Annotated in this window: 12 protein-coding genes and 1 other annotated feature; of the genes, 2 read left to right on the plus strand and 10 right to left on the minus strand. The window is 30.9% G+C overall.

Going from position 1 to position 13,387, the window contains the following annotated elements; all coding sequences use genetic code 11:
- Positions 1-11: 11 nt before the first annotated feature.
- The 5 genes from KGNDJEFE_RS08160 to KGNDJEFE_RS08180 form a co-directional block, all read right to left on the minus strand.
- Positions 12-1,892, minus strand: a complete 1,881-nt coding sequence (locus KGNDJEFE_RS08160; RefSeq protein ID WP_006439199.1) for an ABC transporter ATP-binding protein — start codon at positions 1,890-1,892, stop codon at positions 12-14.
- Entirely contained in the window at positions 1,885-4,131 is a 2,247-nt protein-coding gene (locus KGNDJEFE_RS08165) for an ABC transporter ATP-binding protein (RefSeq protein WP_330580923.1), read from the minus strand. Before KGNDJEFE_RS08165 ends, KGNDJEFE_RS08160 begins: the two co-directional genes overlap by 8 nt.
- A gap of 118 nt (positions 4,132-4,249) precedes the next feature.
- A complete protein-coding gene (locus tag KGNDJEFE_RS08170) occupies positions 4,250-4,705 on the minus strand; it encodes a MarR family winged helix-turn-helix transcriptional regulator (protein ID WP_006439197.1) in 456 nt (151 codons plus the stop codon).
- 277 nt (positions 4,706-4,982) lie between these two features.
- On the minus strand, positions 4,983-5,348 hold the full coding sequence (locus KGNDJEFE_RS08175) for a PTS lactose/cellobiose transporter subunit IIA (protein ID WP_006439196.1): 366 nt from the start codon (positions 5,346-5,348) through the stop codon (positions 4,983-4,985).
- Positions 5,349-5,375: 27 nt separating this feature from the next.
- Positions 5,376-5,939 (minus strand): beta-class carbonic anhydrase, encoded by a 564-nt coding sequence (locus tag KGNDJEFE_RS08180; protein WP_040410220.1) that lies wholly within the window; start codon positions 5,937-5,939, stop codon positions 5,376-5,378.
- Between the two features lie 263 nt (positions 5,940-6,202).
- Here KGNDJEFE_RS08180 and KGNDJEFE_RS08185 point away from each other — a divergent pair, with 263 nt between their 5' ends.
- On the plus strand, positions 6,203-6,664 hold the full coding sequence (locus KGNDJEFE_RS08185; RefSeq protein ID WP_006439194.1) for a hypothetical protein: 462 nt from the start codon (positions 6,203-6,205) through the stop codon (positions 6,662-6,664).
- A gap of 617 nt (positions 6,665-7,281) precedes the next feature.
- A complete protein-coding gene (locus KGNDJEFE_RS08190; protein ID WP_006439192.1) occupies positions 7,282-8,064 on the plus strand; it encodes a peptidylprolyl isomerase in 783 nt (260 codons plus the stop codon).
- Positions 8,065-8,120: 56 nt separating this feature from the next.
- On the opposite strand, the gene KGNDJEFE_RS08195 is transcribed toward KGNDJEFE_RS08190, so the two are convergent.
- The 5 genes from KGNDJEFE_RS08195 to KGNDJEFE_RS08215 all read right to left on the minus strand — a co-directional run bounded on the left by KGNDJEFE_RS08195 (position 8,121) and on the right by KGNDJEFE_RS08215 (position 13,209).
- Positions 8,121-8,978 carry a DegV family protein gene (locus tag KGNDJEFE_RS08195; RefSeq protein ID WP_006439191.1) on the minus strand — a complete coding sequence of 286 codons (858 nt, stop codon included), beginning with the start codon at positions 8,976-8,978 and terminating at the stop codon, positions 8,121-8,123.
- A gap of 165 nt (positions 8,979-9,143) precedes the next feature.
- A complete protein-coding gene (locus KGNDJEFE_RS08200) occupies positions 9,144-9,809 on the minus strand; it encodes an amino acid ABC transporter ATP-binding protein (RefSeq protein ID WP_006439190.1) in 666 nt (221 codons plus the stop codon).
- Positions 9,810-9,866: 57 nt separating this feature from the next.
- Complete coding sequence (locus KGNDJEFE_RS08205) at positions 9,867-10,478, minus strand: amino acid ABC transporter permease (RefSeq protein ID WP_040410219.1); 612 nt, start codon at positions 10,476-10,478, stop codon at positions 9,867-9,869.
- 106 nt (positions 10,479-10,584) lie between these two features.
- Positions 10,585-11,364 carry an amino acid ABC transporter substrate-binding protein gene (locus KGNDJEFE_RS08210; RefSeq protein WP_006439188.1) on the minus strand — a complete coding sequence of 260 codons (780 nt, stop codon included), beginning with the start codon at positions 11,362-11,364 and terminating at the stop codon, positions 10,585-10,587.
- 150 nt (positions 11,365-11,514) lie between these two features.
- Positions 11,515-11,771 (minus strand) — a binding site (T-box leader).
- 133 nt (positions 11,772-11,904) lie between these two features.
- The gene (locus tag KGNDJEFE_RS08215; protein ID WP_242649203.1) at positions 11,905-13,209 is read right to left on the minus strand and encodes a YopA family protein; all 1,305 of its coding nucleotides are present in this window, start codon (positions 13,207-13,209) and stop codon (positions 11,905-11,907) included.
- Positions 13,210-13,387 lie beyond the last annotated feature (178 nt).

Raw genomic sequence — 13,387 nt, forward strand, 5'->3', positions numbered from 1 at the left:
TTAAATTAAACTTACATCGCTTCGTCATCTTCAAACTGAGAATTGTATAGCTTAGCATAGAAACCATCTTTTGCTAATAACTCTTCGTGGCTTCCCTGTTCAACTATATCCCCTTCGTTCATTACAAGAATCATATCTGCATCTTTAATTGTAGATAGTCTATGTGCAATTATAAAGCTTGTTCTACCTTCCATTAAATTGTCCATAGCTTTCTGTATAAGAAGCTCTGTTCTTGTATCTACTGAACTAGTTGCCTCATCTAGTATTAAAATCTTAGGATCTGCAAGTATAGCTCTTGCTATTGTAAGAAGCTGCTTCTGTCCCTGTGAAACATTACTTGCTTCTTCATCTAATACCATATCATATCCATCATTTAAAGTTTTTATAAAATGATGAACATTGGCAGATTTTGCAGCTTCAACTACTTCTTCATCAGTGGCATCTAATTTTCCGTATCTTATATTTTCTTTTATTGTTCCATTGAATAACCAAGTATCCTGTAAAACCATACCAAATGCTTCTCTAAGCTCTGAACGGTTAAAGTTTCTAATATCGTGTCCATCTATTTTTATAGATCCGCTATTAACATCATAGAATCTCATAAGAAGTTTAACTATTGTAGTTTTTCCTGCTCCTGTTGGTCCAACTATAGCTATCTTCTGACCTTTTTTCACATTTACAGAGAAATCGTGTATTATAGTTTTGTTTTCTTTATATCCGAAGTTTACATGTTCAAATTCTATATTACCTTTTATATCATTTGCATCTGCAGGATTTATAACTGTCTGGTCTTCCTCTTCTTCATCTAAGAATTCAAATACCCTTTCAGCTGCTGCAGCTGTAGACTGTAACTGGTTTGCTACCTGAGCAAGCTGGTTTATAGGCTGAGTAAAGTTTCTAACATACTGTATGAATGACTGTATATCCCCAACTTCTATAGTCTTTCTTATAGCTAACCATCCACCAAGTATAGAAACCATAACATATCCTAAGTTTCCTATAAATGCCATAAGTGGCTGCATCATACCTGATAAGAACTGAGATCTCCAAGCAGAATCGTAAAGTTCATCATTTAATTTATTAAATTCTTCTGTTACCTCTTCTTCTTTGTTGAATACCCTAACTATCTGATGTCCACCGTAGTTTTCTTCAACAAGACCATTAACATGTCCTAAAAATCTCTGCTGTTTTTTGAAATATTTTTGTGATCTTCCAACAACTTTTCTAACTGCAAACATTGACAGTGGAATTATAACAAGTGCTGCTAAAGTCATTATCCAACTTATCGAAAGCATCATTATAAGTATACCAACCATAGTTGTTACAGATGTTATAAGCTGTGTTAAACTCTGATTTAAACTCATTCCAAGTGTATCTATATCATTTGTTATTCTTGAAAGTATTTCCCCGTGTGTCTTAGTATCGAAATATTTCATTGGCATTCTATTTATTTTTTCTAATATCTGATTTCTCATTTCATAAGATATTTTCTGAGAAATTCCACTCATTATATATCCCTGAATAAATGAGAACAGAGCACTTACTAAGTAAAGACATACTAATATTAGAAGTATCTTTTCTATAGCACCAAAGTCTATTCCACCTGTACCAGATACCTTTGCCATTAAGCCTTCAAATATCTTTGTAGTCGCTTTACCTAATATCTTAGGTCCAACTATTGAAAATACTGTACTTCCTATTGCAAATAATAATACTGCAATAATGGCTATTTTATATTTTGACATGTATTTCATAAGCTGCTTCATAGTACCACTAAAATCATTAGCTTTTTCACCCATCGCAGCACCATGTCCATGACCCATCGGTCCACGTCCCATTGGTCCACCTTTCATCGGACCGCCTGGCATTCTTTTCATATCACTATTACTCATTTCCTAGCTCCTCCTTTGAAAGTTGTGATAGAGCTATCTGTTTGTATACTTCACAAGTTTTTAGAAGCTCTTCGTGTGTTCCTTTTCCTATTACTTTTCCTTCATCTAAAACAATAATCTGTTCTGCATGTAATATTGTACTTATTCTCTGTGCAACTATTAAAACTGTACTATCTCCAGTTTTCTTTTTAAGAGCTTTTCTTAAAGCTGCATCAGTTTTTAAATCTAGTGCAGAGAAACTATCGTCAAATATATAAATTTCAGGATTTTTAGCTATTGCTCTAGCTATAGATAATCTCTGTTTCTGTCCACCAGATACATTTGTACCACCCTGTGCAATCTTAGTATCAAATCCTTCTGGTTTTGAATCTATAAATTCTGTAGCCTGTGCTATTTCGGCTGCTTCTCTAATCTCTTCATCTGTAGCATCAGGATTTCCGTATCTCAAGTTAGATGCTATTGTTCCTGTAAATAATATTCCCTTCTGAGGAACATAACCAATCTTATCTCTTAAATCCTTCTGAGTTACCTCTCTTATATCTACACCATCTACTAAAATTTGACCTTCTGTTACGTCAAAGAATCTAGGTATTAAGTTTATTAATGTAGACTTCCCACTACCTGTACTTCCTATAAATGCTGTAGTTTCTCCAGGTTTAGCAGTAAATGATATATCTGATAATATATTTTCTTCTGCATCTGGATATTTAAATGAAACATTTTTAAATTCAACAACACCCTTTTTATTTCCAGAGAATTCTTTTGCACTCTTAGGATCTTCTATTGTAGGTTCTGTTTCTATTACTTCACATATACGTCCTGCAGAAACTGAAGCTCTTGGTATCATAACTGACATCATAGCTATTACAAGGAATGACATTATTATCTGCATAGTATACTGAATAAACGCCATCATATCCCCAACCTGCATAGTACCTGCATCTATACTATAAGTACCTTTGTAAACTATAAGAACTGCTATTAAGTTCATTACAAGCATCATAGCTGGCATCATACAAGACATTATTCTATTTACAAATATATTTACCTTAGTAAGGTCACCATTTGCCTTATCAAATCTTTCTTCTTCGTGTTTCTGATTGCTGAATGCTCTTATTGGCATTATACCTGTTATTATTTCCCTAGAAACTAGGTTTAATCTATCCACAAGATTCTGAACTAGTTTAAACTTAGGCATTACAAATGTAAATAATATTCCAAGTAAGAATACTATACAAAGTACTGCTACACCTATTATCCAACTCATAGATACATTTGTATTTATAACCTTAAATATACCCATCATGGCCATCATTGGAGCGTAGAATATAAATCTAAGAATCATAACCATCATCATCTGTATCTGCTGTATATCATTTGTACTTCTAGTTATTAAAGAAGCTGTTGAGAATTTTTTCATCTCTTCATTTGAGAATGCCATAACTTTTTCATAAACATTATTTCTAAGTGTTTTACCAAGTGTAGCCGCTACCTTAGCTGCTAAATAAGTAACTATTATTGTTACAAACATACTTAAAATAGCTATTCCAAGCATCTGAGCACCAGATTTTAGTATGTATTTATTCTGTAAATTATCTAAATCAATTCCTATGCTCTTATACTCATTATTTACATAGGCAATAGCACTCTGAGTTATTATACTGTCTGGCATAGAGTCAAACTTTTTAAACATTTCTTTTCTCATCGGTGCTAACTGTTCCTCAGGCATAGTTTCCATTATCTCTATAAGAGATTTATCTTTCATAACCATAGCTGCCTGTGGAGGCATCATTTTTAAAATACCTTCTTTTATCTTTTTACTCTCCTCACCATCTTTTTCTATAGCAAGAAGTGCCATTTCTGGCTTACCAAGGATTTCGTTTAATTTTTCATTTTTTTCCTTGTCTATTTCTTTTAATACATATACATTTTCTGTTTCTAACTTAGGATATTTTTCAACATATTCATCATACTTTTCATCGCTTGTATCCCCAGATTTTACTAATGTATATGCATCTTCAACAGTATCTTTATCGTTATTATCGACAAACATAAGCAGTCTTTTTAATTCATTTTCTTTTATAACTTCTGGTACCGCATTTTCTATACCACCTTGCTGTATACCAATATTGACTATTTTTGATGTATAGTCTGGTAGTGATATATCACATAATGCCTGTACTAAAAGTAGAATTATTATTGCCACTACTGATACTGCTGATTTTTTTAAGTATTTCATTATTTTCAGCATAATCAATTTTCCTTTCAGTTTTTTTATCTTTATTTTAGAGTTGTTTATAGTTTTTTATTTAATTGATATATTTTTCTTTTATATCTTTTTTAGTTTAGTTTCATTTTTAGCTATGTTTGCTTATATTTTCAATTATCTTTTTTAAAAGCATTTTTGTTAATAACTTTTGCTCATCAGAAAAACCTTCAAAGCATATATCATCTAATTCGTTATTTACATTTATTATCGCGTTGTATTTTTCTCTTCCCTTATCCGTTAAATAAACTCTAGTCTTTCTCCGGTCTTTTTCATCTGCAACCTTTTTTACAAGGCCTAGTTTTTCCATTCTCGATACCATAGTTGTAGTTGTAGATGCTTTTACATTTCTACACGCCGTTAGTTCTTTCAAACTTTGACCTTCATTATGATATAGAGAAATTATTATATATGGCTGTCCATGATGAAGTCCTTCTCTCTTTAAATGCTCATCAGTAAGATTAAAGTGAGCTCTAAAAAGCCTCATCAATGTTGTCGTAAGCTTATCCTCAAAATCTTTAGAGTGAAGTTTACATTCTTCTTTCATAATCACACCTCCTCAAAAATAATTTAATTAGTTGGTTAACTATTATATTAGACTAATTCATTTTAATATACAATAATTTTTTGTAACTTTTCACATTAATTTCACCTTTTTTATTATATTTTATTTATGAAAACCTTTCTTTATAAAAATAAATGTAAAATATATATATGATACAAATAAATTCAACTAACTTCCAAGAGAAAAAATATACTTAGCTAACTAAATATATTCTTATAAAAATTTCAATAAAAAAGCAGCTATGCTATTTGCATAACCGCTACTTTTCTTTTTCGAGTTTTTCAATTCTTTCAACTAAATTTTTTTCCATGTCACTATATTTCCTACACATATCTACCATTTCTTTTGCTAATTCTCTATATGTAATTGTACCCATGAAATGATCCTGAGAATGAATCAATATAAGTTCTCCACATTCCTTAGATTTCTTATCACCTATTTTAGCCAAAGCAGCTTCTGCATCCTGCGCTTTTGAAAACTCATCATCAGACTTTTTTAAATGCTCATCTGCTTCTTTAAAATCTCCATTTTTAGCACTTTTTATAGCTTCAGATGCGTAATATTTTGCCATCCCAGAATATCCTATTACACTAAAAATACATTCCTCTAAATTTTCTTTATTCAACAAGCTCACTTCCAAACTTTTTAATATTTACTGTTCATATCCGTTTACAATTACATCTATTTTTCCAGTAGATGGATCCATAGCAAGACCATGAACCTTTATATCTTTTGGCATTAATGGATGTTCTTTTATAGTTTTTACTGTATCTACTATAGACTGCTCAACAGAGTCAAATCCATGTAACCATTTCTTTAAATCTATTCCTGCTTTTTCTAGAGTATTTATTACTTCTTCAGATATGCCTTTTTCTTTTATCTTTTCAATCATTTCATCTGTATTTTCATTACACATACCACATTCGTAATGTCCTACAACCATTACCTCATCTACATCAAACTCGCATATAGACACTATTATACTTCTCATAGTACTTCCAAAAGGATGTGTTACAACTGCACCGGCATTTTTTATAAGTTTAACATCCCCGTTCTTTATATTCATCGCACTTGGTAAAAGCGAAGTAAGTCTTGTATCCATACAAGAAAGTATTACTATTTTTCTATTTGGTTTCTTTGAAGTAGAAAAATCTTCATATCCTTTTGACTCTACAAATTCTCTATTGTCTTTTAATATTTCATCTAATTTTGTCATATATATCTCTCCCATTCTATTATTTTTTACTATTTTATTTTAATTTTAATACCCTCAAAAAAATTTTTCAATCTTTATAAATTTATAGCTTTTTTCTTTTCTATGTTATTTATTTTTTTGAAACTTTATGTTAGAATTATAAGTGTATTTTGCTTTATTATATCTAATGACAGAAATATAACAATTTATATTATAAATAAAAATTTTTAAACAAGCAGAATATTGTTATCATTATTTAATTATAATTTTATAGGAGGAAAAATATGAGTTTAAAACAGAGATTTGCAGAATCATTCGCAAGATCTAAAACAATGTCTGGCCCAGAAAAAAAAGCCAACGAAATATTAGGTAAAATAATATTAAAGAAAACTATAGTACCTATCGTAATAATGCTTATAGTATTATTTGGAGGTATATATCTTCACATAAATGGTTGGGTAACATTCGGAATAAACATAGCAATAGCTGTAATTTCATTCTTTGTTATAAGAAAACAGGCTGAAAAATATCAGACTTTCACACCATATGTCGGTACTTTAGTATCTCTTGAAAAAAGAGACAAAAACAACTATGTTGCAATAATCAAACAGGGTAAAAAACCTATCAAATTAGAAATACGTTACGGTGGGGAAGATCTTGAACATATAAGAAGAAACCAGCTAATACAGGTAAGCTACAATGCAGAAGCTAAAATGGCAATAGTAGTTACAAACAACAACAGATAATTTTTAGAAATTCAGGCTTCTGCTTTTTAGCAGGAGCCTTTCTGTTATACAAAAGCTCTTTTTATTTTTAGGAGAGGAATTATTTGATATGAACAAACTTTTAAAATCTGACAATTTTTTTGAGCACTATTTTAGATTACTAACACTGTGCTTTTGGCCAATTATGTGGTACAAGTGGAATGTTATTTCCAGTAGAAAATTAGAATACATATTATTTTTAAGCTATTCTCTATTTGCTGGAATATATTTTATACTTTTTGTAATTAGATTTTTCAAGGCTGATGAAGAGAAAAAATCATCTATGATGTTTTACTACAGATCTAGTACCGTTGTAGCCTTTGTTGTTTCACTTTTCAGTTTTGTGCTATTTCCTAAAAACATACCTCTTTTCTACTTTAAAATATTCTCTATATGCGTTTATTTGTATTTTTCTTATAGAGAAGTTTTCAAGAAAAAGAATGATGAAGGTGTCGTAGGAATTATGTCATTTTTACTATTGTTAGCACTCACTATCTTCTACTAACAATTTTTGCTTGAGGCATTAGACAAAATCGTTTTTTTCTGTTATTATAAATGATAGAAATAAATTTTATTTAAAGAAAGAAGGAAAATTTATCATGGAAAGAAAAGTATTAGCCACTATAAATGGTAGAGAAATATCTAACATAGACTTAGATAACGCTGTAAAATCAATGCATCCACAGCAGCAGATGCGGTTCCAGAGTGAAGAAGGTAAAAAAAGATTATTAGAAGACCTTGTTAACCAGGAATTATTCTACTTAGAAGCAAAAGACAACAAAGTTGATGAAACTGAAGAATTCAAAGCTTTAATGGAACAGGTTACTATAAACATGTTAAAACAGCATGCTTTAAATCAGTTATTCATGGCTGCTATGCCAACAGAAGAAGAAGCTAAAGCTTACTACGATGAACATCAGGATGAATTCAAAGTTGATGAAATGGCTAAAGCTAGACATATACTTATAAAAGCTGAAAACGAAGATGAATTCGCTGCAGCTGAAGCTAGAGCTAAAGAAATAGCTGAAGAAATAAAAGCTGGAGAAAAAACATTTGAACAGGCTGCTATAGACTACTCTGATTGCCCATCTAACATGCAGGGTGGAGATCTTGGTTTATTCGGAAAAGGACAGATGGTTCCTGAATTCGAAGAAGCAGTATTCAGCATGAACGAAGGTGAATTATCTGAACCAGTTAAAACTTCATTCGGATATCACTTAATAAAAGTTGAAGAACGTCACAAAGCTGGTGTATCTAAATTCGAAGAAGTAAAAGACGAAATACTAGGTAAATTAGCTCAGTTAAAACAGCTAAAAGCTTACGAAGACAAAGTTGCTGAATTAAGAGAAAAATACGCTAGTGCATACACTTTAAATGACTAATTAAAAACATAAAGACTGTTGCAAAAATTGCAACAGTCTTTTTTATATACTCATATTTAATTTTCTTTTAAGAAATATCCAAATCCTACTGTCCCATCTCCACAGTGACTAGCTATTGTGCATCCAACACTGTATTCATGGAATTTAGTTATTCCTGTTCTTTTTGTAAGCTGTTCTTTTATACCTTCTAATTCTTTTTCACTACCTGTTATAGCAGCTACATGAATCTCATCATTGTATATTCTATCTTTATCTCTTTCAGCTTCTTCAAGCATCATTTCTATCGCTTTTTTCTTACCTCTAGTCTTTTTCCAAACATCAAGACCTTCTGTAGTCATCTCTATTATAGGTTTAACTCCAAAAGTGCTACCTAATATAAACTGCATTCCACTACATCTTCCACCTTTATAAAGGTAATCTAACTTATCCATTGTGAAGAATAATTTGTAGTGATGAAGAACTTTTTCTATCTCAGCTATTGTATCTTCAACAGATCTACCTTCTTCTAATAAATTATAAGTGTTTCTAACTAGTCCACCTATTGCTCCACATAAATTTAAAGAGTCTATTATATGTATGTTTTCATTATTGTCAAACATATTCTTTGCTATCATAGCATTTGCAACTGTAGAAGATAATTTTGAAGAAAGTCCTATGTATATTATAGTATCTCCTTTTTCTACATACGGCTCAAATGCTGCGTAGAATTCTGCTGGAGAAGGAGATGCTGTCTTAGGTAGTTCTCCTGTCTTCTTCACTATTTCTAATATTTCTTTTGTAGTTATATCTATACCTTCTTTGTATACTTCCTCACCAAAGTTTATTGTTAGAGGAATTATACCTATATTCATTCTATTTACCTCTTCTATAGGTAAGTCGCAAGTACTATCTGAAAATATTTTTATTCCTTCCATTACGTCCTCCCATTATATAGTCTATTTTTATAGTCCATATCTAATTTTATAGGAAATGAATATTTTATTCAATTCTTTTTAGCTTCAAATGTTAAATTTAAGCCGTTCAACCGACAAAAAAAGAGAGAAATAACAACCGCTATCTCTCCCTTATTTTTTATTATTTTATTTATTATTATTTTTTACTTCTTTTATAATTCCCGCTTCTAACCTAATTATTTTATCAGCTATTACATCACAGAATCCAATATCATGAGTAACTATTATTATAGCCATTCCGTTTTCTTTTAATTTTTTAATGACATCTATTACATTTTGTATAGACTCAGGATCTAGTGCTGAAGTTGGCTCATCAAAGCATATTACATCTGGTTTTAACGCACAAGCTCTAGCTATTGCAACTCTCTGCTGCTGACCACCTGACAACTGGAAAGGATAATTATCCCCCTTATCTGTAAGGTCTACCATTTTTAAAAGCTCATTTGCTTTTTTCAATGCCTCTTCTTTATTTTCTCCAAATACATTTACAGGTGATTCTATTATATTTTCTATAACAGTCATATGAGGAAATAGGTTAAAGTTTTGAAATACCATTCCAATCTTTCCTCTTACCTTCTTCATATCGTTATTATTTTTTATAGCCTCTCCATTTAATATAAGTTCTCCAGAATCAAACTCTTCTAATCCATTTATACATCTCATAAGAGTTGTTTTACCTGCTCCAGATTTTCCAACTACAACAGCTATCTCTCCGTCCTTTACATCAAATGAAATATCTTTTAAAACTTCTGCATCTTTAAATTTTTTCTTTAAATTTATAACCTCTATCATTTCGCATTCCTCCTAGTTGAAATTAAGCTCTAAACCGTAAGTTCAATATCAAAACTCTTAATTATAGTAAGAATATCTCTTTTCAAGTTTTTCAAATACTTTTGTAAGAATTGCTATGAATACTAAGTAGATTAAACCTGCCCATGCAAGTGGCATTAAACTTCCTTCTCTGTTCATCGCTATCTGAGATATTCTTAATATATCGTTTAGACCTAATATATATACAAGAGAAGTATCTTTTACAAGTGTTATTACTTCATTTGATACAGGCGCTAATACTCTTTTTACAACCTGAGGAAGTATTATTCTTTTATACATTGAAACTTTATCAAATCCTAAAACATAAGCTGCTTCGTACTGACCTTTGTCTATTGATTGTATTCCCCCTCTAAATATCTCTGCAAAATATGCTGTATAATTGAAGAAGAATGCAACCGCTCCTGCTGTAAATCTATCAAATGTTATTCCTATAAGTGGAAGACCATAGAATATAACTATCATCTGAAGAAGAAGTGGAGTACCTCTCATTATAAGTATGTAAAAAGATGTCACCTTTCTTATTATTACGTTTTTTGAAATTCTTAAAAGAGCTACTCCAATCCCAGCTGGAATTGAAAGTACTAATGTTATTGCAAATAGCGCTACGACTATTTTTATACCTTCTATCATAATTCTCATTCTCCTTCACTGCTTTATTTCCTTAATTAATCAATAAATCTATTCCCTTTATTTTATATAATTTACTTCTATATTTAACTATTCCCTTTAACATATCTTATTTGAACCATTTTGCATATATTTCGTCAAATGTTCCATCATCTTTTATTTCTTTTAATGTATCATTTACCTTATCTCTTAATTCTGTGTTGTCTTTTGCAAATGCTACTACATAATCTTCTAATCCGAAGTTTTCTTCTAATACTTTATATTTATCTTCACCTTTCTGTGACATATAGTATCTTATTAAAACTTCATCTCCTGCTACTGCTGAAGTTCTTCCTATCTCTAAATCTCTAAGAGCTTTATCATAAGTATCGTAAAGAACTGGTGCTCCACCTTTTAATGAACTTACAAACTCTGTATCTGTTTCTACTGCAGCCTGAGCTGTTGATTCCTGCTGAGTTCCTACTTCTTTTCCTGCTAAATCAGCTTTCTTATTTATATTTGAATCTGCCATTGTAACTATTATCTGTTTGTTCTGAAGATATGGATCTGAATAAGAAACTATTTTCTTTCTTTCTTGGCTTAATGAATATCCATTCCATAAAACATCTACGTTACCGCTGTTTAACTCTGTTTCTTTCATTGACCAATCTATTGGCTGGAACTCTACTTCCATTCCTAATCTCTCAAATGTTTCTTTTGCTAAATCAACGTCAAATCCTACTGTATTTCCATCTTCATCTAAAAATCCCATAGGTACAAATGTGTTGTCAAATCCTACGATTACCTTGTTATCTGCACTTCCACTATCTTTTGATGAACAAGCTGTCATCCCTAATACCATTACCATTGCTGCAAATACTACCATCACTTTTCTTAATAATTTTTTCATTTTCGTTTCCTCCTGTAATTATATTTTTTATTCTTGCAGTTATGCAAATATTCAGAAAACCTTTCTTGTGATAATTCTCAGATTTAACTCCACTTTCATTCAAGCAGTTTCTATTTTTAGGTAAATAAAAACTCCCGCACTCTAGCTAAGCTAGAGGACGGGAGTATTAATTCCGTGGTTCCACCTCTCTTCACTAGTACCTCACGATACTAGCCTCATAGAGTACAGTCTTATTAAAAGACGATACCCTTGTACGATAACGGGTACTACCGTAGCAGCCTACATGAACTTTCTTTCTCGGTGCTATGCTCTGAGATGTGTTCGATAATTAGTTCTTGATTTCTCACACCAACCGAAATCTCTCTGAAAAGACTTTACTATCTACTATTTCTCTTCTTCGCTTTATCTGATTATTTACTCTGCTTTGTTATGTTTATTATTCTATACCAGAATAAAAATAAAGTCAACATATTTTTTTAACTTTTAAAATAATTGACTTTATTTTTGCATCATCTTTCATTTTTAAATCTTCTTGTAAATTTAATTCCACGGAACAACTTCTACTTCTCCAAAAGACCTTTCTTTTAGTCTGTTTGAATACTCTCCCTTGTACCCAATTATATATAATATCGCCAATTCTATATAATGAATACCTATTACAAGTATATTCCAAATATCTTCCGCAGATAAAAATACCTTGTTTCTTCTCTTACTTGGGTGTACAATCTTATTTCTGTAATAACTTATAAGATCTATCCCATCTGCAAATTCTTCTCTTATTTCATCTGAGAAAATCTCCATCTCATCTCCTCCAAATGGAATATTGCAGATTTGAAGTAACATTCTTATATTTTTAGAGGCTGAGTTCTTATCAAACTCTGTGTCTGTAATCGTCTTAGTTTTTTCTACTAGTACTACATAAGATAGCGACTCTAGCGCTATTTGAACAGATATTATATCATTATCCATAGTTAAATTATTTAAAGACTCTATATACCAATCCACAGCGTTTTTAATAGCTGGACCATAGTAGAAGTCCTCCAATCTCCTGCACATAAGAGATAAATACTTTTCATAATTTCTATAATTTGTAAGTGTATCTGTCCAAGTAGGTAAAAATGTAAAAGGCGTTACCATTCCACTATTCCAAGCTCTGTAAACCTCGTTTTCATCCTGATATCCCCTTATACCTGAAAAAGATACATATCTTCCACAAGCAAAACTAAATGCTGTACAAATCCTATCTAAAAGCCCCATTATATTATTTGTCTTAAACAATGTACCGTCTTTCTTTCTTATCCTACCTACATGAGTTGTAACTGTACCTGATTTTTCGATAAGCTCTTCGTAAAACTCTCTTCTGTAGTCGTACCTTTTATCAATCGTTATTAAATATCCATTTAACTCAAACTCTAGTCTACCTGCAAATACTTTTTCTTTTGTCTTTATAAGTTTTCCAGGTATCTTATCTATATTTAATAAATCAAAATCTACATAGCTTACATAAGAATTTTTAGACTTTATGCAGTCATTATTAATATATCCCTCCACTGATGTTTCGTTTATTCTTCTTATTGTCGCCGATGAAAGTTTGTATCCATGTATCTCTAAAACAGCATCGTCCAAACTGCACTCTTCTAAACTATCATCTGCTGTCGATACTATTCTAGCTTTAAATGTTATCGCTGATGGAGAAGATGGTTTTAAAAATATCTTTCCATTGCATTTATATTTTTTATCTAAATATACACAAAATCTTCCATCATAGACTACGATATCTTCATTGATTCCATATTCCATATTAGGGGACAATATCGCATCATTTACTGATTTCAAATTTATCACTCCTCGTATAATATGTTTAAATTAAGGATTACACCCTTACTTTTTCTTTATTTCATATATCTTTAATTATATATTATCACTTATTTTTTTTAAAGTCGTTAAACTAATTTAAGCTACTTAATAATTACTGACTTATACTCTCTGATAGAGATTTTAAACTAAAAAATGGGACTGTTGC

The sequence above is a fragment of the Peptacetobacter hiranonis genome, from assembly GCF_008151785.1.
Classification (GTDB): domain Bacteria; phylum Bacillota; class Clostridia; order Peptostreptococcales; family Peptostreptococcaceae; genus Peptacetobacter; species Peptacetobacter hiranonis.

Coding starts and splice junctions, on each gene's coding strand:
- KGNDJEFE_RS08160 (WP_006439199.1), bottom strand. CDS start 1,892: ATGAGTAATAGTGATATGAAAAGAATGCCAGGCGGTCCGATGAAAGGT.
- KGNDJEFE_RS08165 (WP_330580923.1), bottom strand. CDS start 4,131: ATGAAATACTTAAAAAAATCAGCAGTATCAGTAGTGGCAATAATAATT.
- KGNDJEFE_RS08170 (WP_006439197.1), bottom strand. CDS start 4,705: ATGAAAGAAGAATGTAAACTTCACTCTAAAGATTTTGAGGATAAGCTT.
- KGNDJEFE_RS08180 (WP_040410220.1), bottom strand. CDS start 5,939: ATGACAAAATTAGATGAAATATTAAAAGACAATAGAGAATTTGTAGAG.
- KGNDJEFE_RS08185 (WP_006439194.1), top strand. CDS start 6,203: ATGAGTTTAAAACAGAGATTTGCAGAATCATTCGCAAGATCTAAAACA.
- KGNDJEFE_RS08190 (WP_006439192.1), top strand. CDS start 7,282: ATGGAAAGAAAAGTATTAGCCACTATAAATGGTAGAGAAATATCTAAC.
- KGNDJEFE_RS08195 (WP_006439191.1), bottom strand. CDS start 8,978: ATGGAAGGAATAAAAATATTTTCAGATAGTACTTGCGACTTACCTATA.
- KGNDJEFE_RS08200 (WP_006439190.1), bottom strand. CDS start 9,809: ATGATAGAGGTTATAAATTTAAAGAAAAAATTTAAAGATGCAGAAGTT.
- KGNDJEFE_RS08205 (WP_040410219.1), bottom strand. CDS start 10,478: ATGATAGAAGGTATAAAAATAGTCGTAGCGCTATTTGCAATAACATTA.
- KGNDJEFE_RS08210 (WP_006439188.1), bottom strand. CDS start 11,364: ATGAAAAAATTATTAAGAAAAGTGATGGTAGTATTTGCAGCAATGGTA.